At 70.3% G+C, this 21,454-nt stretch carries 26 protein-coding genes, 3 tRNA genes and 1 pseudogene; 9 read left to right on the forward strand and 21 right to left on the reverse strand.

The window, feature by feature from the left end:
* The first annotated feature begins 14 nt into the window (after positions 1-14).
* Positions 15-959 carry a prephenate dehydratase gene (gene pheA / locus AB0B76_RS03310; protein WP_360368457.1) on the forward strand — a complete coding sequence of 315 codons (945 nt, stop codon included), beginning with the start codon at positions 15-17 and terminating at the stop codon, positions 957-959.
* Positions 960-1,022: 63 nt separating this feature from the next.
* Here the strand turns inward: pheA and AB0B76_RS03315 are convergent, their stop codons facing one another.
* The 4 genes from AB0B76_RS03315 to AB0B76_RS03330 all read right to left on the reverse strand — a co-directional run bounded on the left by AB0B76_RS03315 (position 1,023) and on the right by AB0B76_RS03330 (position 3,632).
* Positions 1,023-1,736: an AIM24 family protein gene (locus AB0B76_RS03315; RefSeq protein WP_360368460.1), complete on the reverse strand. Its 714-nt coding sequence runs from the start codon at positions 1,734-1,736 to the stop codon at positions 1,023-1,025.
* A 238-nt stretch (positions 1,737-1,974) separates the two neighbouring features.
* A complete protein-coding gene (locus tag AB0B76_RS03320; protein ID WP_360368463.1) occupies positions 1,975-2,703 on the reverse strand; it encodes an AIM24 family protein in 729 nt (242 codons plus the stop codon).
* A 96-nt stretch (positions 2,704-2,799) separates the two neighbouring features.
* Positions 2,800-3,147 carry a metallopeptidase family protein gene (locus AB0B76_RS03325; RefSeq protein ID WP_360368752.1) on the reverse strand — a complete coding sequence of 116 codons (348 nt, stop codon included), beginning with the start codon at positions 3,145-3,147 and terminating at the stop codon, positions 2,800-2,802.
* A gap of 59 nt (positions 3,148-3,206) precedes the next feature.
* Entirely contained in the window at positions 3,207-3,632 is a 426-nt protein-coding gene (locus tag AB0B76_RS03330; RefSeq protein ID WP_360368466.1) for an OsmC family protein, read from the reverse strand.
* A gap of 101 nt (positions 3,633-3,733) precedes the next feature.
* Between AB0B76_RS03330 and AB0B76_RS03335 the strand changes: the two genes are divergently transcribed.
* The 4 genes from AB0B76_RS03335 to AB0B76_RS03350 all read left to right on the forward strand — a co-directional run bounded on the left by AB0B76_RS03335 (position 3,734) and on the right by AB0B76_RS03350 (position 6,562).
* Positions 3,734-4,195, forward strand: a complete 462-nt coding sequence (locus tag AB0B76_RS03335) for a hypothetical protein (protein WP_360368468.1) — start codon at positions 3,734-3,736, stop codon at positions 4,193-4,195.
* The gene (locus AB0B76_RS03340; RefSeq protein WP_360368471.1) at positions 4,188-4,856 is read left to right on the forward strand and encodes a hypothetical protein; all 669 of its coding nucleotides are present in this window, start codon (positions 4,188-4,190) and stop codon (positions 4,854-4,856) included. Before AB0B76_RS03335 ends, AB0B76_RS03340 begins: the two co-directional genes overlap by 8 nt.
* Positions 4,857-4,946: 90 nt before the next feature.
* Positions 4,947-5,765, forward strand: coding sequence for an HAD hydrolase family protein (locus AB0B76_RS03345; RefSeq protein WP_360368474.1), 819 nt, complete (start codon positions 4,947-4,949; stop codon positions 5,763-5,765).
* Positions 5,762-6,562, forward strand: coding sequence for an HAD family hydrolase (locus AB0B76_RS03350; protein ID WP_360368477.1), 801 nt, complete (start codon positions 5,762-5,764; stop codon positions 6,560-6,562). Before AB0B76_RS03345 ends, AB0B76_RS03350 begins: the two co-directional genes overlap by 4 nt.
* A 293-nt stretch (positions 6,563-6,855) precedes the next feature.
* Here the strand turns inward: AB0B76_RS03350 and AB0B76_RS03355 are convergent, their stop codons facing one another.
* On the reverse strand, positions 6,856-7,386 hold the full coding sequence (locus tag AB0B76_RS03355; protein ID WP_360368481.1) for a bacterial proteasome activator family protein: 531 nt from the start codon (positions 7,384-7,386) through the stop codon (positions 6,856-6,858).
* Between the two features lie 95 nt (positions 7,387-7,481).
* On the opposite strand from AB0B76_RS03355, the gene AB0B76_RS03360 reads away from it, so the two are divergent.
* Positions 7,482-8,300, forward strand: a complete 819-nt coding sequence (locus tag AB0B76_RS03360) for an alpha/beta hydrolase (protein WP_360368484.1) — start codon at positions 7,482-7,484, stop codon at positions 8,298-8,300.
* A 110-nt stretch (positions 8,301-8,410) separates the two neighbouring features.
* Complete coding sequence (locus AB0B76_RS03365; RefSeq protein ID WP_360368487.1) at positions 8,411-9,622, forward strand: ABC transporter substrate-binding protein; 1,212 nt, start codon at positions 8,411-8,413, stop codon at positions 9,620-9,622.
* A 4-nt stretch (positions 9,623-9,626) separates the two neighbouring features.
* On the opposite strand, the gene AB0B76_RS03370 is transcribed toward AB0B76_RS03365, so the two are convergent.
* Entirely contained in the window at positions 9,627-10,019 is a 393-nt protein-coding gene (locus tag AB0B76_RS03370; RefSeq protein WP_360368490.1) for a hypothetical protein, read from the reverse strand.
* A gap of 68 nt (positions 10,020-10,087) precedes the next feature.
* On the reverse strand, positions 10,088-10,513 hold the full coding sequence (locus AB0B76_RS03375; RefSeq protein WP_360368493.1) for a hotdog fold thioesterase: 426 nt from the start codon (positions 10,511-10,513) through the stop codon (positions 10,088-10,090).
* A gap of 97 nt (positions 10,514-10,610) precedes the next feature.
* Between AB0B76_RS03375 and AB0B76_RS03380 the strand changes: the two genes are divergently transcribed.
* A complete protein-coding gene (locus AB0B76_RS03380) occupies positions 10,611-11,960 on the forward strand; it encodes an ABC transporter substrate-binding protein (RefSeq protein WP_360368496.1) in 1,350 nt (449 codons plus the stop codon).
* Between the two features lie 80 nt (positions 11,961-12,040).
* The gene (locus AB0B76_RS03385) at positions 12,041-12,289 is read left to right on the forward strand and encodes a hypothetical protein (protein WP_360368499.1); all 249 of its coding nucleotides are present in this window, start codon (positions 12,041-12,043) and stop codon (positions 12,287-12,289) included.
* 27 nt (positions 12,290-12,316) lie between these two features.
* Here the strand turns inward: AB0B76_RS03385 and AB0B76_RS03390 are convergent, their stop codons facing one another.
* The 14 genes and pseudogenes from AB0B76_RS03390 to crtI all read right to left on the reverse strand — a co-directional run bounded on the left by AB0B76_RS03390 (position 12,317) and on the right by crtI (position 21,409).
* Positions 12,317-13,735 carry a hypothetical protein gene (locus AB0B76_RS03390; protein WP_360368502.1) on the reverse strand — a complete coding sequence of 473 codons (1,419 nt, stop codon included), beginning with the start codon at positions 13,733-13,735 and terminating at the stop codon, positions 12,317-12,319.
* Between the two features lie 195 nt (positions 13,736-13,930).
* A complete protein-coding gene (locus AB0B76_RS03395) occupies positions 13,931-14,629 on the reverse strand; it encodes a hypothetical protein (RefSeq protein WP_360368505.1) in 699 nt (232 codons plus the stop codon).
* A gap of 302 nt (positions 14,630-14,931) precedes the next feature.
* Entirely contained in the window at positions 14,932-15,237 is a 306-nt protein-coding gene (locus tag AB0B76_RS03400; protein ID WP_360368508.1) for a hypothetical protein, read from the reverse strand.
* Positions 15,234-15,533 (reverse strand): Uma2 family endonuclease, encoded by a 300-nt coding sequence (locus tag AB0B76_RS03405; protein ID WP_360368755.1) that lies wholly within the window; start codon positions 15,531-15,533, stop codon positions 15,234-15,236. The genes AB0B76_RS03400 and AB0B76_RS03405 overlap by 4 nt, the downstream gene beginning before the upstream one ends.
* Positions 15,534-15,584: 51 nt before the next feature.
* A complete protein-coding gene (locus tag AB0B76_RS03410) occupies positions 15,585-16,037 on the reverse strand; it encodes a type II toxin-antitoxin system HicA family toxin (protein ID WP_360368511.1) in 453 nt (150 codons plus the stop codon).
* A 210-nt stretch (positions 16,038-16,247) separates the two neighbouring features.
* Complete coding sequence (locus tag AB0B76_RS03415; protein ID WP_360368514.1) at positions 16,248-16,565, reverse strand: helix-turn-helix transcriptional regulator; 318 nt, start codon at positions 16,563-16,565, stop codon at positions 16,248-16,250.
* Positions 16,562-16,926: pseudogene (locus AB0B76_RS03420) on the reverse strand (type II toxin-antitoxin system RelE/ParE family toxin). Before AB0B76_RS03420 ends, AB0B76_RS03415 begins: the two are co-directional and overlap by 4 nt.
* Positions 16,927-17,084: 158 nt before the next feature.
* Positions 17,085-17,158, reverse strand: a tRNA-Phe gene (locus tag AB0B76_RS03425).
* Positions 17,159-17,183: 25 nt separating this feature from the next.
* Positions 17,184-17,257, reverse strand: a tRNA-Asp gene (locus tag AB0B76_RS03430).
* A 21-nt stretch (positions 17,258-17,278) separates the two neighbouring features.
* A tRNA-Glu gene (locus AB0B76_RS03435) sits at positions 17,279-17,350 on the reverse strand.
* A gap of 142 nt (positions 17,351-17,492) precedes the next feature.
* Positions 17,493-18,386: a polysaccharide deacetylase family protein gene (locus AB0B76_RS03440; RefSeq protein ID WP_360368517.1), complete on the reverse strand. Its 894-nt coding sequence runs from the start codon at positions 18,384-18,386 to the stop codon at positions 17,493-17,495.
* A gap of 123 nt (positions 18,387-18,509) precedes the next feature.
* Complete coding sequence (locus AB0B76_RS03445; protein ID WP_360368520.1) at positions 18,510-19,388, reverse strand: MerR family transcriptional regulator; 879 nt, start codon at positions 19,386-19,388, stop codon at positions 18,510-18,512.
* Positions 19,385-19,894 (reverse strand): isopentenyl-diphosphate Delta-isomerase, encoded by a 510-nt coding sequence (gene idi / locus AB0B76_RS03450; RefSeq protein WP_360368757.1) that lies wholly within the window; start codon positions 19,892-19,894, stop codon positions 19,385-19,387. Before idi ends, AB0B76_RS03445 begins: the two co-directional genes overlap by 4 nt.
* A 21-nt stretch (positions 19,895-19,915) precedes the next feature.
* Positions 19,916-21,409, reverse strand: a complete 1,494-nt coding sequence (gene crtI, locus AB0B76_RS03455) for a phytoene desaturase family protein (protein ID WP_360368523.1) — start codon at positions 21,407-21,409, stop codon at positions 19,916-19,918.
* Positions 21,410-21,454: the final 45 nt, after the last annotated feature.

Consider the following 21,454-nt stretch of genomic DNA (forward strand, 5'->3'; position numbering starts at 1 on the left):
GTAGGCTGGTCAACATGCCTGGTGTACCGCCGACGCGGTTTGTGTTCCTGGGCCCGGAGGGCACCTTCTCCGAGCAGGCGCTCAAGACCATTCCGGCCGCCGAGCGCGGCGTCCTGACCCCCGCCCGCAGCGTCCCCGAGTGCCTCGACGCGCTGCGCAACGGCGACGCCGACGCGGCCGTCGTACCGCTGGAGAACTCGATCGGCGGCCAGGTCGGCGTGACCCTGGACGAGCTGGCCAACGGGGAACCGCTGGTGATCACCCGCGAGGTGGTCCTGCCGGTGCAGTTCGTGCTCGCCGCGCGCGAGGCCCGGCCGCTGCCCGAGATCCGCTCGATCGCCGCGCACCCGCAGGCCGGGGCGCAGTGCCGCGACTGGCTGCGCACCCACGCGCCCGGCGCGACGGTGGTCGACGTGCTGTCCAACGCGACGGCCGCGATCGGGGCGGCCGAGGGCGAGTTCGACGCGGCGGTGTGCGCGCGGATCGGGGCCGAGCGCTACCGGCTGCACATCCTGGCCGACGACATCGCCGACAACCCCGACGCCATGACCCGCTTCGCGCTCGTGGCCCGGCCCGGCCCGCCGCCCCCGCCGACGGGGGACGATCTGACGACGCTCGCGGTGTACATCTCCCACGACCGGGTCGGCGCGCTGTTGCAGGTGCTCACGGAGCTGTCCGTCCGGGGCATCAACCTCACCCGGATCGAGTCGCGGCCGACGGGGGAGCGGCTCGGACGGTACGTCTTCTTCCTCGACTGCGGCGGGCACGTCGCGGACCTGCAGATGGGCGAGGCGCTCCAGGCGCTGCGCCGCATCTGCGCGGATGTGCGCTTCCTGGGTTCGTACCCGCGCGCCGCGCACAGCGACGGGCCGACGCGCCCGGCCCCGGGACTGTCGGACGCCGACTTCGCCGACGCCGCGTCGTGGCTGTCCCGCGTGCGCCGGGGTGAAACTTCCTGAATCTCCGCGTGGGCGCCGCGCCCTTTCGGACGCGGCGCCGCGCGAGGCGTCTTTCCGCTGAGGTCAGCCGCTCAGGACGCTGCCGAGGATGCCGCCGCCGCTGCTCTGCTGGGCCGGGGCCGGCTTGCCCTCGCTTGGCTGCACGATCACGAAGCCCTGGCCCTGCAGCGCCAGCTGGAAGAGCTCGCCCGAGCCGCCGCGCAGCATCGACTTCAGGCTCTGGTTCTTCTGGATGGTGGTCTGCAGGCTGCTCGACCAGCCGACGATGGCGTCGGTGTCGACGCAGACCGGCGCCTGCGGGGTCACCGGGATCACGATCGGCGCGCCCTCGGAGACGATGGCGAGCCGGCCCTGGCCGGTGAAGACGCAGTTGAAGAGGCCGCCGCCGAACATGCCGGCGCCGCGGACCATCTGGATGTTGTACTGCAGCGACGGGTCGAAGCACAGCACGTTGCGGCCGTTGATCGACAGGGCGTCGTTGGGCTCGAGGTCCAGGATGAAGCAGTCGGCCGCGCCGGAGGCGAACCAGACCTCGCCCTGGCCGCGCACCGCCATCAGGGACACGCCCTCGCCGGTGACGGCGCGCTTGAGGAAGTTGCCTACGCCCTGGCTCTTGACCTCGAAACCGAGGTTGCCACGGAACGCGACCATTGCGCCCTGGCGGGCCAGGACCTCGCCGTTGACGGCGTACTTGACGCACTTGGAGTGCTGCAGGCTCATGCCTGCTTGGGTTGGGGGCTGGGCCATGTTGTCGGCCTTGAAGATGTCACCTCGCACGACCCGCAGCGTAGCTGTTTCCCGCGGTCGCTTCGCTCCCTCCCCATTGACGGAGCTCCGCTCCACCCGAACCCGCTGTGTTTCGCGCTCCCTTCGGTCGCTCCTCATTGGGGGAGCTCCGCTCCACCCAAACCCCCTCCCTCATGTTGGTCACCGTCCGTGGGAAGGGGGCCCGGAGCGACCGAGGTGCGGCCTTCGCAGACCGCACCTGATCTTGCTTCCTTTGCCTTTGCTTTGGTCAGCCGCCTAGGAGGCCGCCGAGGACGCCGCCCTGCTGTTGCTGGGCGCCGTGGGCGGCGCCGGGCGGGGGCTCCTCCGACGGCTGCACGACCACGAAGCCCTGGCCGGAGAAGCTCATCGTGAACGCCTCGCCGGTGCTGCGGCCGATCAGCGTGCCGAGGCCGAGCTGGTCGGCGCGGTGGTAGCCGGTCTGGAGGGTCGCCGACCAGCAGATCGCGGCCTGGGGGTCGACGTAGGTGGGCTGGTCGACGGTGAGCACGACCGGGGTGCCCTTGGTCGTGATCGCCAGCCGGCCCCGGCCGGTGAAGACGCAGTTGAAGAGGCCCGCCGAGGACATCATGCCCATGCCCTGGACCATCTTGATGTCGTACTGCAGCGTCGGCTCGAAGGCGAGGACGTTCGACCCGTTGATCGAGATCGCGTCGCCCTGCTCGAGGTCGATGAGGTGTACGTCCGCGGCGCGGTCGGCGAAGAAGACGTCTCCGCGGCCGCTGCACTTCATCAGCGGTACACCCTCGCCGGTGAGCTTGGACTTGAGCCACTTGCCGACGCCGCCCGAGCCGAGCGCCTGGAACTGGACCTGGCCCTGGTAGGCGACCATCGAGCCCTGACGGGCCATGATCTCGCCGTTGAGCTCGGCCTTGAGCAACTTGGAGTTCTGCAACCGCAGCCCGGGCTGTTGCGACTCCTTCTCCATGTTTTCGGCGGCAAACAGCGCACTGCGCATCGTGGGTAGTCCTCTCCGAGACGTACTTTAAACCGCACAGTGACGGTAGATGGTTGGCGCAACCGTGACCATCGGTCACCAGGGTTCCGTCGGTTATCAGTCCCAGCCGAGGGCATGCAGCCGCTCGTCGGAGATGCCGAAGTGATGGGCGATCTCGTGTACCACGGTGATCGCCACCTCCTCCACCACGTCGTCCTCATCGTCACAGATGGCAAGGATCGGTTTACGGAAAATGGAGATCCGGTCCGGCAGGACGCCGGCGTAGTCCCACCCACGCTCGGTGAGCGCGTGCCCTTCGTAGAGCCCCAGGAGGTCCGGATCCTCCGGGGGTGCGTCGTCGACGACCAGGATGACCACGTTGTCCATGAGGTCGAGCAGCTCCTCGGGCACCTCGTCGAGGGCCTCCCCGACGAGTTCCTCGAAGTGCTCCTTGCTCATCTGCACCGGCATGCGAAAGAGGGTCCCCGAAAACGGGAACCCTCTCAACAACGATTGGTGAACGGTCAGACGAGCTGCGCGTCCAAGGTGATGTCGACCGCGGCGAGCGCCTTCGAGATCGGGCAGCCGGCCTTGGCGTCCTGCGCCTGCTTCTCGAACTCGGCGGCGTCGATGCCAGGCACGTCACCGCGCGTGGTCAGATCGATGCGGGTGATGGCGAAGCCGCCGTCCACCGGCCCGAACTGCACGGCCGCGGACGTCTCGACCGAGGTAGGCGTGAAGCCGGCCTTGGCCAGGCCGTTGGAGAGCGCCATCGAGTAGCAGGCGGCGTGCGCCGCGGCGATGAGCTCCTCGGGGTTGGTGCCCTTGCCCTCTTCGAAACGAGAGGGGAACGAGTAGTTGCCCTGGAAAGTGCCCGAGCCGGTGGAGACCGTGCCGGCGCCGGAGCGGAGGTCGCCCTCCCAGCGGGCCGATGAAGTGCGAGTAGGCATGAACCAGACGCTAGCCCATTCCGTGTCCCTCGTGGGACGAGCCCGGCATACGGAGGGGAGCAAAGTCGATGCGGCGCAAACTGGTGCAGATCGGCGGGTGGATGGCGCTGTTCGGGCTGCTCGGGGGCGGTGCGTCGATCTTCGTGCCGTGGATGCGGCAACTGGTCGTGACGGGTTCCGGGCGGCGCGCGGAGTCGCGCGTGGAAAGCATCACGGTGCTGAACCTGCCGCACGGCCTGTGGTACGTGTTGTTCCTCTGTTCACTGTTCGCGCTGCTGGGTACCGCCGCAATGGGCGTCGACCGGGGACGCAAGCTCGCCGGGGTGGCCGGGCCGATCCTGTCGCTGGTGACCGCCTTCGTGGTCGTCGGCCTGATCACCACCTTCGACGGCAAGGCGCCCGCCGCCGGGCGGGTCGCGGACACGGCGGTCGCCGCGGGCGGCTGGCTCGGCCTCCTGTCGCTGCCGCTACTGGGCTTCGCCTGCGGTTTGATCGCCATCGGACGGGCGCGCGCGAGCCTCCCGGCCGACCCGTCCGGGCTCTACGATGCGGGGCATGCCTGAGCAGCCCGCGTCCATGCCGGAGATCCTCGCTCCCATCCCGGCCGAGCCTCCGGCGGCGTCCGCGGCCGCGTTGTCGTCGCCGCGGCACCGCCCGAACGTGTTCGCGCTCGCGCTGCTGGCGATCGGGTTCGGGCTGGCGCTGTCGGCGCAGTACATGCCCTGGGGCTCGTTCAGCCTCGGCAGCCGCTCGGCCGCGACCGGCGAGGAGTTCGTGCTCGCCCCGGACTCGGCGGCGCAGCGTTCGGTCGACGTGCCGCTGACGTACCTCAACGCCGCCCACGTCGCCGTCTACCTCATCACGCTCGCGGGCGCCCTGACCGCGCTGGCGGTCGTCCTCGCGGTGAACTCGGGCGGGGCGCGCCGCGTCCCGGCCGCGGTCGCCGGCGGCCTGCTCGCCGCGAACGTGCTGGTGCTGGTCGGGTTCAAGAGTGTCATCGACCACATGGGCAGCGGCGACTTCTCGTTCCTGCTCGTGGTCAACTCGCAGTCGAAGTCCGGGCCCGGGTACCTGCTGGGCTACGCCGCCACCCTGGTGCTGGCCGCGGCGCTGGTCGTCGCCGTGCGGCCCCAGCGCCTGCGCGTGCGCCGCGGCGCCGACGAGGCCGAGGACGGGGAGCCCCTGGAGCTCACGGTGACCCCTGTACCGCCGACGTTCCAGTAAACGTTCGGTCGAGTTTTATTCGCAGCCTGTCACCGGTCGGGATCCGAGAGGTACGGTTGCTGCCCCGCTTCAGCGGAAGGAGCAGCAAAAATGCGTGGTTCGGGCCTGCCCAAGCTGATCGCGACCGACCTCGACGGCACGCTGGTGCGCAGTGACGAGACGGTGAGCGCGTACACGCACGAGGTCCTCGAGCGGGTCAGAGCGGCCGGCATCCACGTGGTCGGCGCCACGGGCCGCGGGCCCCGCCTCACCACGCTCGTCCGCCACGACATCCCGGCCGCGGACTTCCTGGTCATGGGCGGCGGCAGCCGCGTGCTGGACATGCGCGACCAGCAGCACCCGCTCGTCCTGCGCGACGAGCGGCTCGACGGCGCCGTGCTCGCCGACGTGCTGGCCCGCCTGGAGCAGGAGCTCGGCCCGCTGTCGGTACTCATCGAGGCCGGCGACCACCACGACGCCCCGCTCTGGGGCGACGCCGACCCGAACTGGCGCTACGACGCCGTCGAGGCCCGCGTGCGCGCCGAGTGCCTGACCGGCTCCGTGATCAAGGGCTTCGCCCGCCACCCCGCCTGCGACGTCGACGACCTGCTGGCCACCGCGCAGCGGGTCATCCCGGCCGACGTGGCCACGGTGACGCAGGCCGGCCTCGGGTACATCGAGATCTGCCCGCCCGGCGTCGACAAGGCCACCGGCCTCATGGTCGTGGCCACCGCGCTCGGCATCGACCCCGGCGACGTGCTCGTCTTCGGCGACATGCCAAACGACATCCCGATGTTCCGCTGGGCCGGCTTCGGCCGCGTGGCCGTCGCCAACGCCCACCCCCAGCTACGCGCGCTGGCCGACGAGACGACGCTCACCAATGACGAGGACGGCGTGGCGGCCTACCTCGACGCTATGTTGAAGCTGTGAAACTCGTTGCGACCGATCTCGACGGGACCCTGGTTCGCAACGATCGCACGGTGAGCCCGCGCACGGTCGCGGTGTTCCAGCGCCTGCACGACGCCGGCGTCGTGATCGTCCTGGTCACGGGGCGCCCGATCCGCTGGATCTTTCCGGTGTACTCCCAGCTGGGCATCCCCGCCCTGGTGATCTGCGCCAACGGGGCCGCGACCTACGACCCCGGCACCGACACCATCGTGCACAGCGCGCCGCTGGAGGCCGACATCCTGGCCGAGGTCTGCACCCGGCTGCGTGCCGAGGTGCCCGAGGTGGTCTTCGCCGTCGAGCGCGACGGGGGCCGGCAGATGCGCCACGAGCCCGGCTTCCCGGTCGGCCCGTGGGAGGCGGACCACGAGTCGGTGGGGCCGGCGCCGCTGGCGGAGATCCTGACCCGGCCCGCCGCCAAGCTGCTGGTCCGTGCGGGCGTGCAGTCGCCGGACGAGTTCACGGCCCGCGTCGGGGCGTGCCTGACCGGCCTTGCGGAGGCGACGAACTCGTCGTCGAGCGGGATGGTGGAGGTCTCGGCCGCGGGGGTGACGAAGGCGTCGGCGCTCGCGCGGGTGGCGCGCACCCACGCCGTGGACGCGGCGGAGGTGATCGCGTTCGGCGACATGCCCAACGACCTGCCGATGCTGACGTGGGCCGGCCGCGGGGTGGCGATGACGAACGGCCACACGGCGGTGCGTGCGGCGGCCTCCGACGTGACGAAGCACAGCAACGAGGACGATGGCGTGGCCGAGTACCTGGAGCGGGTTTTCGGCTTCTGACGGCGCGCCCGCCCGCGGACTCTCAGGCGCGGCTGGATTCCGGGGTTCGGATGCGCTCGCCGTGCCAACCTCGGCCGCGGCGTCGATGCATTCGCGCTCCGGTCGGCCCCAGATGCCGCCGGTCGTCGCCTTTCGGAAATGTCCGACTTTCCTCGCACTCACTCCAGACCGGATATATGACCCGTCGGGCGAAAAATTCGCTATCTCGCGGCGCGGAGCGCCCGACATCGCGTGTCCACAGCGCGCAAGCGGGCCCGACCGAAATGGTCGGGCCCGCGAAAAATGACGACGACTTACAGGTACTGGCCCGTGCCCGACGGCGACGGCTGGCCCGGGGCGTTGCCCAGCGGGCCCGGCAGGGCCGGCCGCCCGCGCATCTGCTCGAGCTGCACGCGGGCCGCCATCTGCTGGGCGACCAGCGCGGCCTGAATGCCGTGGAAGAGGCCCTCCAGCCAGCCCACGAGCTGGGCCTGCGCGATACGCAGCTCCGCCTCGCTCGGGGTGGCGTCCTCGTCGAAAGGCAGCGTCAGCCGCTCCAGCTCGTCGCGCAGCTCGGTGGCCAGGCCGTCCTCCAGCTCGGTGATCGAGCGGCGGTGGATCTCCTTGAGCCGCTGCCGGCCGGCCTCGTCCAGCGGCGCGGCGCGGACCTCCTCGAGCAGCTGCTTGATCATGCTGCCGATGCGCATCACCTTGGCCGGCTGCTCGATCAGCTTGCTCGGGTCTTCCGCGTTGTCATCGTCGCCGGTGGACATCGTGCCCAGCGGCCGCCCGTCGGGGCCGACTACCAGCACGGTGCGAGACTCGTCCTGCGCCTCTTCTGCCATGGCTCCAAGTCTTACCCACGCCCCCCACCCACAACCACGAAGGGGTGCCGTTACGGCCCCTGTTGCCACCCTTCGTGACGCGATAACGTCTCCCGGTGACGAGTGACCCCCGGGATGTGCTGAACCGTCCGGCTCCGCCGCCGGACTTCACGCTGCGCTACGGCGAGCATCCGGATCACATTGCGGACGTGCGGCTCCCCGCTGTACCGGATGCGCCGCTCATTCTCTTCCTGCATGGCGGCTTCTGGCGGCACGAGTGGGATCGGGCGCACGCCGGGCCGCTCGCCGCCGACCTCGCCGAGCGCGGCTACGCCGTTGCGACGCTCGAGTTCCGGCGCACCGGGCAGCCCGGCGGCGGCTGGCCCGGCACGTTCTCCGACGTGGCCGCGGCGGCGGTGGCGGTGCCGGACCAACTGGCCAAGGAGGTCGCGCACCGGGGGCTGCTGCCCGTGTCGGTCGACCGGCCGATCCTCGCCGGCCATTCGGCCGGTGGGCACCTCGCGCTGTGGTACGCCTCCGTCGCCCCCGACGCCGTCGGCGGCGTGGTGGCGCTGGCCCCGGTGGCCGACCTCACACGCGCGTACGAGCTCGATCTCGACGCGGGTGCCGTCGCCGATCTGCTGGGCGGGTCGCCCGACGCGGTGCCCGACGCGTACAAGTCGGCGGACCCGATGCGGAACCTGCCCTCGGGCGTACGCACCGTGCTCGTGCACGGCGAACTCGACGAGATCGTGCCCGTGGCGTTGTCGCGCGACTACTGCCGGTCCGCGCGCCGGGCCGGCGACGACACCACCCTGATCGAGCTCGCGGACGTCGAGCACTTCGGGCTCATCGATCCCAGGTCCGCGGCCTGGCCCGCGGTCCTGGCCGCGTTCGGCACACTGACCAGGGGTGAGGCCGCCGACGCCGATTGACTGTCCGGCGCGATGGCGGTAGAACGCACCGTGGGTTGTAGGCTCGTGGCTCGCGAGGAGCGCGGGCAGTCGACGCCCGCGTTGCGCGGGGTCCCGGGGAGGAAACGCACGTGTCCCACCTGAACCGCCGCCAGGCGCTCCGGCTCTTCGCGGCCGCGGGTGCGGCGGGCATGGCCGCGCCGCTCCTGTCCGCCTGTAGCAGCTCCGACGACTCGTCCGACGGCACCGCGGTGCCGAGCGGTCCGCCGATCAAGATCGGCATGATCGTTCCGCAGACCGGCATGTTCAAGGACTTCGGCAACGAGCTCGACAACGGCTTCAGCCTTTACCTCCAGTTGCACGACGGCAAGCTCGGCGGCCGGCAGGTCACGGTCGTCAAGGCCGACGAGGGCGAGACCGCCGACAGCGGCAAGGCCGCGGCGAACAAGCTCATCAAGGAGGACAAGGTCCTCGCGCTCACCGGGGTGGCCAACCCCGCGGCGATGCTGGCCCTGCGCCAGGACATCGAGGACGCGAAGATCCCGCTCATCGGCTCCAACGCGTCGCCCAAGGCGCTGCAGACGCTCGGCCCGAAGTACATCTGGCGCACTTCGTTCGTCTCCGACGAGCCCGGCACCGCGATCGCCCGGTGGGCCGTGGGCAACGCCGGCGGCAGCCTCGCCATCTGCGGGCAGACCGGCCCCGGGGGCGACGACGATGACGTCGCCAGCTTCGTGGAGACGTACAAGAGCGCCGGGGGCACGATCGCGGGGCAGGCGCGCACGGTCGGGTACGGCAGCAAGGACTTCACCGCCATGCTCACCGGCGTGAAGCAGTCCGGCGCGAAGGCCATGTACGCGCTGTTCAGCGGCGCCTCGGCGATCGAGTTCGTCAAGCAGTACCGCAACATGCACTTCCCGGCCGACTTCAAGCTCTTCGGCACCGGCAGCCTCACCGAGGGCTACGTGCTCAAGCAGCAGGGCGACTCCGCGCGCGACATCTTCACGGCGCTGAACTACTCGCCCGACCTGGACAACGTGGCCAACCGCCGGTTCATCGCCGACTACCAGAAGGCGTTCGGCACGGTGCCGTCGACGTTCGCGATGTCGTCGTACGACGCGGCCGCGGTGCTGGACAAGGCGATCACGGACGCGACCCGGAACCTCGACTCGTTCCAGCTCAACGCGGCCATCGGGCGCCTGGGCCAGATCGACAGTCCCCGGGGCGGCTGGCAGTTCACCCAGACCCGCACGCCACTGCAGCGGTGGTACCTGCGTCAGGTGCGCAACGACGGCGCCGTGCTGTCCAACGTGCTGACCGCCGAGCTCTCGACCCGCGGCTGATGGCTCACGCGGCCCCGCGGCGCTTCAACGTCGCCACCGCCGAGCCGGCCAGCGTGAGCAGGCACTCGGGCAGCTTGCCGTCGACCAGCGCCACGGTGAACAGTGCCGTGGCGCTCGGGACGTCCTCGTTGACGTACGCGCTGACGAACCGCGCCACCCAGCGCTTGTCATAGTTGGCGTCGTCGATGTCCGGGAAGTCCAGCCGCCAGGGCCCACGGGCCAGGTTCTCGCCCACCATCTCGCCGGCCAGGCGCCACGCGACGTCGTACGCGGCGCTCATGCCGCGCCGGTCCACCACCGAGTCGAAGGTGTGGGCCACCGCGTCCTCGTCGCCCGCGAGTGCTGAGGCCAGGACCTGGGCGGCGTCCTGATATGTCTCGTCTCCCGGGTCATCCACGCCGCAACCGTATGTCGCGCGGTCAAGCCCCGCCGTCACTCCTTGGTATTGCCACGGTGACTCGCGGCTCATCCCCGCCGGAGCGCGCAGGTGAGCCGGGCGGTGCAGACGCGCTCGTCGTTCTCGTCCGTCACGACGATCTCGTAGCTCGCGATCAGGCCCCCGAGCCGCAGCGGCGTGGCCACGCCGGTCACCAGCCCGCTCTTGGCGGACTTGTGGTGGGTCGCGTTCACCTCGATGCCGACCGCGATCCCGTTGTACAGGCGGCCGGCGTGCAGGGCCGCCCCGATCGAGCCGAGCGTCTCGGCGAGCACGACCGAGGCGCCACCATGGAGCAGGCCGTACGGCTGGGTATTCCCGTCGACCGGCATGGTCGCCACGACCCGCTCGGGCGACGCCTCAAGGATCACGATCCCCATCCGCTCGGGCAGGTGGCCCTCCATCGAAAGGCCGCCCGCCGTCTGGCTCGGAGCCTGGGATTCTTGATCAGCCATACCGGGGAGCGTACCCGCGCCCCCGCTGAAATCCGGCCGACGCCCGCGCTAAGGTGCGCACGGCACCTTTGGGGAGGCCTTTGGGGAGGAGATGCCCATGCGCGCACGGTTGGCCACCGCCATCGTGGGAGCGATCACGGCGATTGGAGTGTTGCTCGCCGCATCCGGCTGCACCTCCGGCACGAAAGATGACGGGTCTGGGCCCAAGGCCGACATCCGGCTGTACGGCACCGACGGCAACATGGCCAACTCGTTCGGCGACGCGCTCAAGGACTCCCCGGCGGTCCTGAACGGCATGAAAGGTACGACGCCGCTGACCCCGCTCAGCGACGACTTCAAGCGCCGGGTCAAGAGCGTGGATCCGACACTCACCGACTTCAACTACGCGGGCGAGTCCTACGACGCTGTCGTCATCGCCGCGCTGGCCGCCGAGGCGGGCAAGTCCTCCGACCCGGCCGTCATCGCCAAGCAGATCGTCGGCGTCACGACCGGCGAGAACACCTGCGACGGGCCGGCCGCGTGCCTGACCGCCGCGAAGTCGGGCAAGGACTTCAAGTACCGCGGCATCTCCTTGCGCAGCAGCGGCTTCACGACCGTCGGCGAGCCGTCCGCGGCGATGTACGGCGTGCTCAACTTCGGCACCAGCAACAAGATCGACGACGCCAAGACCGAGTTCGTGGGCGCCGGCGACCAGGCCGCCGAGGACAAGACCCCGCCGCCGGCCGTCACGGCGCCGGGTGGGAACAAGAACCAGAAACCGCCGCTGAAGTACGGCCTGTTGCTGCCGAAAACGGGCGCGCTCGCGTTCCAGGGCCCGCCCATGTTCGCCGCGGCCAAGCTCGCGATCAAGGAGATCAACGAGGCCGGCGGCGTGCTCGGCCAGCCGGTGCAGGTCGTGGAGGGCGACGACGGTACCAATCCGGAAGTTGCCAAGGCGACCACCGCACAGTTCATCGCCCAGGGCGTCGCGGTCATCATCGGTGCGGGCGCCTCGGGCGTCAGCGCGGCCGTGATTCCGCAGGTCGCGCTGGCCGGCCGGGTGATGATCTCGCCGTCCGCGACGTCGGACGCGCTGACCAAGGTCGACGACAAGGGCTTCTTCTTCCGCACCTCGCCGCCGGACAACCTGCAGGCCAAGGCCGTCGCAGACATCATCATGCGCGACGGGCACACCAAGGTCGCGATCATCGCCCGCGACGACAACTACGGCAGCGGCCTGGCCGAGGGCGTGAAGGCCGACCTGCAGTCCGCGGGCATCCGGCCCGAGAACATTCTCATCAAGAAGTACGAGGCCAAGGACAAGTACGAGCAGGCCGAGGGTCAGAAGATCTTCGACCCGATCGCCGGGGACATCAAGAGCTTCGGGGCCACCGGCATCCTGGTGATCGGCTTCGACGAGTCCGCGATGGCGATCAAGTCGCTCGTGACCTCGGGCGTCAAGGTCTGACCGTCCTGGGCTCGCGCGTTGCGGAGCCAAGGCCTACCGTGAACCCGATTGCCCCTTAGTCAGGTGAGAGGACCCACCAGATGACCGACAACGAGACCGTCGAGACCCGTGGCGATGAGCGCGTGGAGCTTCTCGTCGGCGACACGAACAACGACGGCAAGCCCGACCTCTGGGCGGTCGACACCGACGGGGACGGCAAGGCGGACCTGTTCCAGTTCGACACCAACGGCGACGGCAAGGTCGACATCACGATGAGCGACCTCGACCAGGACGGCACCCCCGAAGCGGTCGTCGACGGCGACGGCGGCCTGCCCCCGGCGTCGCTCTGAGCTGACCGGACCTGGCGGCGCGGGTGACTACCCGCGCCGCTGTTGTTCCACGTAGTCGCGCCACTGCTGCTCGAGCTGGGCCCGCCCCACGCCGAGCACCGCGCGGGACACCGACTCCACCTCGGACATGCGCTGGAAGCCCTCGTAGAAGGCGATGAGCTTGTCCGGGCCGTACTTCTCGGCGATCATCCGGCACGCGAGCCACCCGCTGACGTAGTTGCGCGACTCCTCGTAGAACTGCTTGTCGTCCGGGAACGTGGTGACCGCCAGGTCCCCGAGCGCCTGCCGAATCCCGGCGGAGTTGAACCGGCCGTCCTTGTAGGCGACGTACTCCGCGAAGCCCTCCACCACCCAGCGCGGCGTGTACGGCCCGGTGACCGGCCCCATGGCGGCGTGCGTGAACTCGTGGGTCAGGTCGTGCTGGAGCTCGGCCCGTTCGGCGGTGAGCTCGCTCGGGTTGAACACGATGCGGGTGGTCGCGTACGCGGGCCGGTTCGCCCACTCCGCCACCGCCGAGTAGTACGGCACCGCGATCGCCGCGACCTGCGCGACGCGGTCCTGCGACTCGGCGAAGTACGTGTCGAAGATCTGCCGGTCGGCGACCGCCGTGATGAGCACCTTGCCGTCCCACCCGCCCGGCCGCACCGCCGCCACCTGCTGCAGCGCGGTCTCGGCCAGGTCGAGCAGCCCCTGCCCCTTGTCGGCCGCGCCGGCCGAGAGCACCGCCACGACCCGCTGGCTGCGCACGACGGTGATCGCCCCGGACGCGTCCCAGGGCTGCCCGGCCTCGCCCGTGGGCAGCTCCTTCCCGCCACCGTCACCGGCGATGAGCCACCGCCCCTTCACGAACCCGAACACAGCGAGCCAAGGCGTGGCGACGGGCTTGCTGTCGACCCCCTCGATCCGGTGCCGAACGACGACGGGCACCACCGTGACGGCGGCGTGGTACCGCTCGAACAGCCCCGGCGGCAGGAAGGCGGCCATCTTCCCGGCGGACTGCTCGGCGCGCTCGAACCCGATCTCGGCGAACGGCAGCTTGGTCAGGTTCTCGAACTCCTGCCGCTGCCGTTGCACGAACACGGCGTCACTCGGGTCGACGTCCCCCATCCACTCGCCGACATCCTTGCGCTGAACGGCCTCGGCCCGCCGCGCGAGCACCTTGTCGACGGCCGCGGGCGCCCCACCGACCCACGCGACGGCGTCGGGCGCATTCCCGTGACCGCGCAACATCCAGGCGGCGGCCCCGGCCCCGGCGAGCGTGACGAGCATGGCGGTCACGAGGAGCGCGGTGAGCAGGGGCCAGAGGATGCTGCGGGCGGGCGTGGGCGGGAGCTGGAGGGCCGGGTACCACGGGCTGGGGACGCCGCCGCCGTAGACGGAGGGGGTGCGCTCGTCCGGCGGTCGCTGCTGCGGGATGGGGGCAGCGATCGGCTGGGGGATCGTCACGGCACCTACCGACGTCGAAGAGCGGAACCACATCCTCCGCCAGCCCGAGCACCGTTGTCGACCCGCCGCCGGTAGCCTGCGCCCGCGCGTGGTTCTGCGCCCGCGCGTGGTTCTGCGCCCGCGCGTGGTTCTGCGCCCGCGCGTGGTTCTGCGCCCGCGCGTGGTTCTGCGCCCGCGTGTGGTTCTTCGCCGCAGTCAGGCGATGACACCCAGCGCGGTGATGCCGACGTCGCCGTCGCACGGTTGGATGAGGATGGGCCGCAGGACGATCGCGGCCTGGTCGCCGGGCACGCGGATCTCGATGTCGTAGGGGTCGGTGAACGTGGGCTTCTCGCAGTTGGCGGGGTCGTACAGTTCGTTCCACAGCACCGAGAACGCGACGGACTCGCCGGAGCGCACGACGTACACCTTCGGCTGCTCCAACTCGACCCGGCTGACCTTCTGGTCGCGGTGTGCGGCGTGGTCGGGCGGGCATTCCGGCTTCTTGTCGCCGTTGATGCAGACCATGTCGTACCCGACCATGGTGAACCCGGCCCAGCCGTTGAGCGTGCACACGCTCGACGAGCGGTTGGTCAGCTTGATCACGGTGACGATCGTCCAGCGCGAGCCGGCCTTGGGTGCGTGGCGCTGCGAGTCGTCGCCGGCGGCGGAGACGTCGGCCGCCTTGCAGGCCTGGGTCGTCGTCGCGCTCGCGGAAGGGCGGGCCGCCGGGGTGGCGTCGCCGCTCTTCGGGGCGCTCCCGGCGACGGCGGGCGCGCTCACGACGCTGGGCGCGCTAACGACGCTGGGCGCCGGCTCAACGTCCTCGCCGGCCGGTGCCCCACCGCCCGCGTCGCAGCCGGCCAGGCCGACGAGCGCCGTGACGACAACGACCCCCCGTGCCCAACGGTTCACGATCATTGACGGTAGAGCCACGCGAACCGGTATCCCGCGACCGTGCATCCGCATTCACGCGATTTTCAGCTGGCCTTCGTGTCCTCAGGGTCGTCGAAGTAGATCGCCGGATGGAGGCGCCCTGCCTGCTGCGTCAGCGTCGCTCGGCAATCCAGCTTGTCGCCGGCAACCGGGTCGACGACCGTCTGCTGCCTGGCAGTTCGCCGTTGCCGCACGGATGATCGCGGTGCCGGGCTGGGCACAGACAAAGACCCCGACCGGCATTGCTGCCTGGGCGGGGTCGAACCGCCGACCTTCGCTTTTCAGGTCTGAGCAGCTCCGCTCGAAGGGAGCCCTGACCCCTGGCGAACGTGTGTGGGTGCGACCACCCACGCATTGCTACACGAAACAGGTCCGGTTGCTGTCCAGGGGACAAGCAGGGCGCGAGTGTCGAGCTGGAACGGGAAGGGGTGATCGGCGTTCAGAATCTCGCCGGACTTGGCGACGGAAGCTTCGACGTAGTGGGTGCCATCGAGCCGGTTCAGCCGGAGGGTGAGCGAGTCCGACGACTCTTGCTCGGCGAGGAGGTACCACTCGATTCGTGCGGCGGCGTAGAAGTGCATCTTCATGACGCGGTCCGCTGCCGGTTGCCGGGCGAGACGATCTCGCCGACCAGCGCGACTTGCGCGGCGTCGACAACCACGAAGTCGTCGGTCGTATCCACAACCGCGAGGTCGGGAATGACGAGGCGATCTGTGTGCAGCCGAACGTTCACCGCTTCGTAGACGAGCAGGCCTGCGGACGAAGCTGGGGCGTCCAACTGGTTGGCGATGCGACACGAGAGACGCCGGTGGCGCGAACTCGGCGCGGGACTCGCCAGCAGGCTCCCATCGATCAGCTCGATTCGGTTCGGCGTTTCGCCCAGCCCGAGGTAGTCATCCTTACTACACGCGTTGCTACACGGCGGGCCTACTGGTCATGCCGCGAGGAGATCGACCCTGACGGCCGTGGGGAGCGGGAGGGGCTCACCGCGCTCCGCGAGCAACTCCAGGTGAAGCTTGATGGCCACCCGCATTTCGGCCACCGTCTCATCGACCGTAGCGCCCAATGCAACGCACCCGGGAACCTCGGGCGACCAGGCGCCGTAGCCGCCGTCTTCTGCTTGTTCTACAACGATTGCGTAGCCGCTCATTGTTGCTCCCCCCATCACGGTCCCGTCTGCCTCAGGGATGCTGCGCTCCGTCCCGCGTGGCAAGTCCGCGCTCGGGTTGCCTGCAATCGTGACGACGCCCCGCTTCGTCGGGTGAACGTACTGGCGATGGCTGCCGCGAGTCCGTGCGAGCGACCAGCCGTCGGACTCGACCATCTTGATGATTTCACGCACCTTGAGTGGCATTCCGACCTTTCTGGATACCTGCGGCTCGACCACTTGCCGTGATCGAACGGAGGTCGAAGATTGCGGTCGTGATAGATCCACCATAGAGCCGAATGGCCATAACAATAACCCTGGCCGCCGCAGTGGAGCGCCGGCCTCGTCGATGACCCGGAGTATCCACTCCGGTCGGGGTAACGGAGGCGCGCGACTGTAGGGCAGGAAGACGCGGCCGTTGCTACACGCGTTGCTACACGGCGCCGGAGGTCAGGCGATTGCCGTGATGTCGCCGTCGTCGAAGTAGATGGCCTGGTGGAGGCGGCCGCCCAAGGCCACGGCGTAGCGGGCAAGAACCTCCTGCCCCGAGACCTTGCCCTGTTCGATCTGGGAGACTCGGCCCTTGGTGACGCCCATGCGGTCCGCGACCTGCTGCTGCGTCATCCCACGCCTGCGGCGCGCTTCGGCGAGCCGGTGGCCGGTGACTTCGGCCAACAGCTCCTGCTTGCCAGCGGCAACGGCTTCTTCGCCGCCCGCCTGCTCGACGAGTTCGCCTCGGATGTCGCTCCAGCGCACGTAGCTGCTCATCGCTGGTCCCCCTCTTCCTTCGCCCGTTCTTTCAGGTAGACCTCGTAGCGCTGTTCCGCGAGCGGTATCGCCTCCCGGTACCAAGCGTCCCACTGCCCAGCCTTGTCGCCGGTGACGAGCAGGATGCTGGACCGCCAAGGATCGAAGACAACAGGATGCGCATCATCCCAGGTCGTAGCTCTTTGAGGTTGGCCAGCGACGAATGCGTGATGGTGTCGACGAGGGGTCGCCCGAGGCTGGGTCCGTTCTCCGCCAGGGCATCGATCGCAAGAACGACTCTTGCCTTCGCTGACGGTTCCAACGAGTAGATCCAGGCGCGCACTTCGTCGACAACGTAGATGCCCCACTCCGGTGTGGTCACGGAGACGAGTGTAGCGAAAGCTATACCTCGCTGACCGTCCGCTGCCGCGCAGGGTGTCGTTGCTACACGGATGATCGTGGAGGCGGGCTGCTCACATACAGAGACCCCGACCGGCGTTTCCGCTGGTCGGGGTCTGTAAAGCCCGGCGAAGAGCTTTGTGGGCAGGGGCGGGGTCGAACCGCCGACCTTCCGCTTTTCAGGCGGACGCTCGTACCGACTGAGCTACCTGCCCAGAGTGACCCACACAGTGGGCCTTGCGGTCCTGACGGGACTTGAACCCGCGACCTCCGCCTTGACAGGGCGGCGAGCACTCCAACTGCTCCACAGGACCTAGCTATGTACATGTACCACGTGCCCCCAACGGGATTCGAACCCGTGCTACCGCCTTGAAAGGGCGGCGTCCTGGCCGCTAGACGATGAGGGCGGCCCCGCAATCATCGCATATCGCGACTCGTACGGTGTTGCTCCCATCCGGCCCCGCCGGAGGCTTTCAGAGCATACGTGACCGCTCCAGCGTTCTCCAAATGAGTATCCGTCCGTGGCGTGGCAGGAGGAGGAAGTCCAGCTCAGACCGGCAATGCCACCAGTGTGAACTTGCCTTTCAGCTCCGGCAGGAGGGTCTTGTACGCGGCCATCGTGGCGCTGCGATCGCCGCCGCCGTCGTGGGACAGGACGATCGAGCCCGGCTTGGTGTTGTTCCTCACGTTCGAGCAGATGTGGTTGGTCATCTGCTGGCCGGACCACTTCTTGGTGTTCCAGTCCGACGGGTCGACGCTCCAGCCGATGGACTTCATGCCCAGGTCCGACGCGATCTGCACCGCGGTCGGGGTGAAGTTGCCGCCGGGGTGGCGGAAGTACTTGATCTGGGCGTCGGGGACGGCCTTGTGGATCTCGTCGTTGGTCTTCTGCAGGTCGGCGCGGATCACGTCGGCGGACTTCTTGCCGAGGCTCTCGTCGTGCTTCCAGGTGTGGTTGCACAGCGTGTGGCCGTCCTTGACGATGGCCTGCACGTACTGCGGGTACTCCTGCACGTTGACCCCGATGAGGCAGAACGTGGCCTTGATGCCCTGGTCGCGCAGCATCTGCAGGATCTTCGGGGTGTCCGGGCCGGGGCCGTCGTCGAAGGTCAGGGCCACCGTCGCGTCGCCCGTGGTGCGGATGATGCCGTCCGCGGGCGGGGCCGTCGACGCGGACGCCGACGGGGCGGCCGAGGTGGACGCCGAGGGTGAGGCCGAGGCGGAGGCCGACGGCTTGGCGGCGGGGGTGGAGCCGGCGGGGGCGGCCGCGGGGTGGGCGATCGGGTCGCCGCCGCCCTGGCCGGAGCCCGGGTACGAGCCGGAGCCGGACTGCGCGTGCCACGAGGCGGCGGAGGGTGTGCCGGAGTCGCAGCCGGCCGTGAAGGCCAGGATGGCGGCGGCGCTGATCACTGCTCCCACCGCGGCGAGTCGTAGACGAGGCATGAGGGGCTCCGAGGGGTCTATGGGGTTTCTCTGACGGAGCCACACGTTACTGATTCGAGACCGTCACTGTGCTCCCGCATTCGGCCCATGGCACGAACCCGGGAGTACTGGCACAAGGTTCTTTTACGCAGAGGGCTGGTCGTGTACCGAGCGCAGCATTCCCAACGCCTCGGCCAGACTGTCCGGAAGGAGGACGCCCGATGGCACGGACGGCCGAGGCCAGCCCGGGCCGGCCGCGGCGAGGACGAGCGGCCGGACGCGCTCGGCGAGGATCGCGGCGAGCTGCTCGGGTGCGCCGGTGGACGTGAGGTGCGACCAGATGAGCACCGCCGCGGGACCGGTGCGGCGCACGGCGGCCAGCAATGCCTCGAGCGGCACCCGGGCCCCGAGCGACCGGGCCGGCACCCCGTCGGCCGCCAGGGCCGCCGCGACCGCCTCGATCGGCAGGCTGTGCTGCTCGTCGTCGGCACAAGCCAGAAGAATTTTCGGCGGTACCCCGACCGGCGGCCGCGGCACCGCCCCGAGCACGGCCGAGATGCACCCCGAGACCAGGTGCTCGACCTCGACGAACTCGCCCGTCGCGGCGTACCGCTCCCCGATCCCGGCCAGGACGGGCCGAAGCACGCCGTCCCACGCCGCGGTCACCCCGAGCTCGCGGACGGCCTCGGCGACGCGCTGGCGCACGGCCGGCGCATCCAGGCGCAGCGCGGCGCGGCTGAGCCCGCGGACGGCGGAGAGGTCCGGGCCCACCTCGGGCGAGGCCATGGCGAGGACCGGACGCTGGGCCCAGCGCGCCGCCTCGGCCGGGGCGACGCCCTCGACGATCAGGCGCTGCATGAGCTCCAGGCGCTGGATGTCCTGCTCGGTGTACCGCCGATGATGCCCCGGCTCGTGCAGCGACGGACCCATCCCGTAGCGCTGGTGCCAGGTGCGCAGGGTCGTCACGGCGACGCCGAGCCGCCGCGCCACAGCCCCGGCCGAGTAGGCGGCGGCCCCGTTCATCGCGCGGCTGACCGCCAGGCGTCGAGCACCCCGGCGAGCCACGGCGCGTAGAAGTCGGGGAAGCGGCTGATGCGCGCGGCGAGCTCGTCCGGGGCGACCCAATCGGTCTCGGCCACCTCGGCCGGGTCGGCGCGGACCGGGCCCTCGTAGGGGCCGGTGAGCACGTGGTCGTACTCGAACTCGACACGCCCGGAGTCGGGGTCGGCGGCCTGGTACAGGTACACCCCGACCTCCTGCAACGGCGCGCGGACCCCCAGCTCCTCGCCCAGCCGGCGCGCGGCGGCGGCCTCGACCGGCTCGCCGGGGGCGGGGTGCCCGCAGCAGGAGTTGGCCCAGCGCAGCGCGAACCGGGTCTTCACCGCGGCGCGCTGCTGCAGCAGGATCCGGCCGTCGGGCGCCACGAGCAGCACGGAGAAGGCGCGGTGGAGCCGGCCGGGGGCCTGGTGGGCGGCCTCGACGGTCGCGGTGCCCTCGGCCCGGCCGTCGGCGGCGACGAGTTCGACCAGCTGGTGTTCGCGTGACAAGGGCTACGACTCTCCCGTGACCCGGCTCGCCGCGAGGCGGCCGGAGATGAGCACCATGGGCACGCCGACGCCGGGCTGCGTGCCCGAGCCGACGAAGACCACATTGGACAGTGTGGGGTGCAGGTTGCCCGGCCGGAAGGGGCCGGTCTGGCGCAGCGTGTGCGCCGCGGCGAACGGGGTGCCGGCGGCCATGCCCTGGTCGGCCCAGTCGGCGGGCGTGATGAACCGGGACACCTCGATGCCGTCGCCGAACCCGACGTACCCCCGCTGCTCCAGCGTCTCGATGAGCTCGCTGCGGTAGGTGCCGGCGAGCGTGCCCCGCCAGTCGAGCAGCTTCGCGGTCAGGTTGGGTGTCGGGGCGAGTACGTAGTAGGTCTGGCGACCCTCGGGGGCGAGCGACGGGTCGCTGCGCGTGGGGTTGGTGACCAGCAGCGACGGGTCGCTCATCAGCCGGCCCTGGTCGATGACCTCGTCGAAGGTCTCGCGCCACGCCCGCCCGAAGTGGATGTTGTGGTGCGCGATCGAGCCGTAGGCCTGGCGGGAGCCGGCGTGCAGCACCACGCAGGACGGCGAGTACCGCAGCGGGCCCAGCAACGGGCTGCGCCAGCGGGTCGGGGGCAGCAGGTCGCGGTACGCCACCGGAAGGTCGGGGTTGAGCACCACGACGTCGGCGGCATAACGGCGGCCGTCCGCGGTGGACACCCCGGTCGCCCGCCCGTTGGCGGTCTCGACGCGGCTCACCTCGGTGCCGTAGACGATCTCGACGCCGTGCTTCTCCGCGACCCCGGCGAGCGCGCGGGCGACGGCGTGGATGCCGCCGCGCGGGAAGTACACCCCGGCGACCGAGTCGAGGTAGGCGATGACCGCGTAGAGCGCGAGGGCCTGGTGCGGCGCGACGCCCGCGTACATGGCCTGGAAGGAGAAGATGCGACGGGTCCGCGGGTCCTTGAAGTACCGGTCCACCTTGGCCTGCAGTCGCCCGAAGCCGCCTTGGCGGGCCAGCCGCCACAGGTTGGCCGTGACGAGGTCGCGCGGGCGGTCGAGGTTGCGGTCGATGAAGTCGTCGCGCTCCAGCGCCCAGAGCTCGCGGGCGTGGTCGACGAAGCGGAGGTACCCGTCGGCCTCCCGCGACCCGCAGACCCGCGCCACCTCGCCGGCCATCCGGGCGGTGTCGGCGATGACGTCCAGCGTGGAGCCGTCGGGGAAGTGGGCGCGGTACGCCGGGTCGAGCTTCTCCATCGGCAGCCAGGCCGTGAGATCCTCGCCGACGGTGCCGAGCAGGTCGGCGAGCAGGTCCGGCATGGTGAGCACGGTCGGGCCCGTGTCGAACTCGTAGCCGTCCAGGACGAGCCGCCCGGCCCGGCCGCCCGGCTGGTCCTCGCGCTCGAGCAGGGTGACGGCGCGGCCGGCGGCGGCCAGGCGGATGGCGGCGGCGAGTCCGCCCAGGCCCGCGCCGACGACGACCACCCGATCGGTTCGCCCCTCGACGGTCCGCATGGTGTCCCCCTGAACGTTTCGGGTAGCTGCGTCGTCAACAGTAGC

The sequence above is a fragment of the Dactylosporangium sp. NPDC049140 genome (assembly GCF_040648435.1).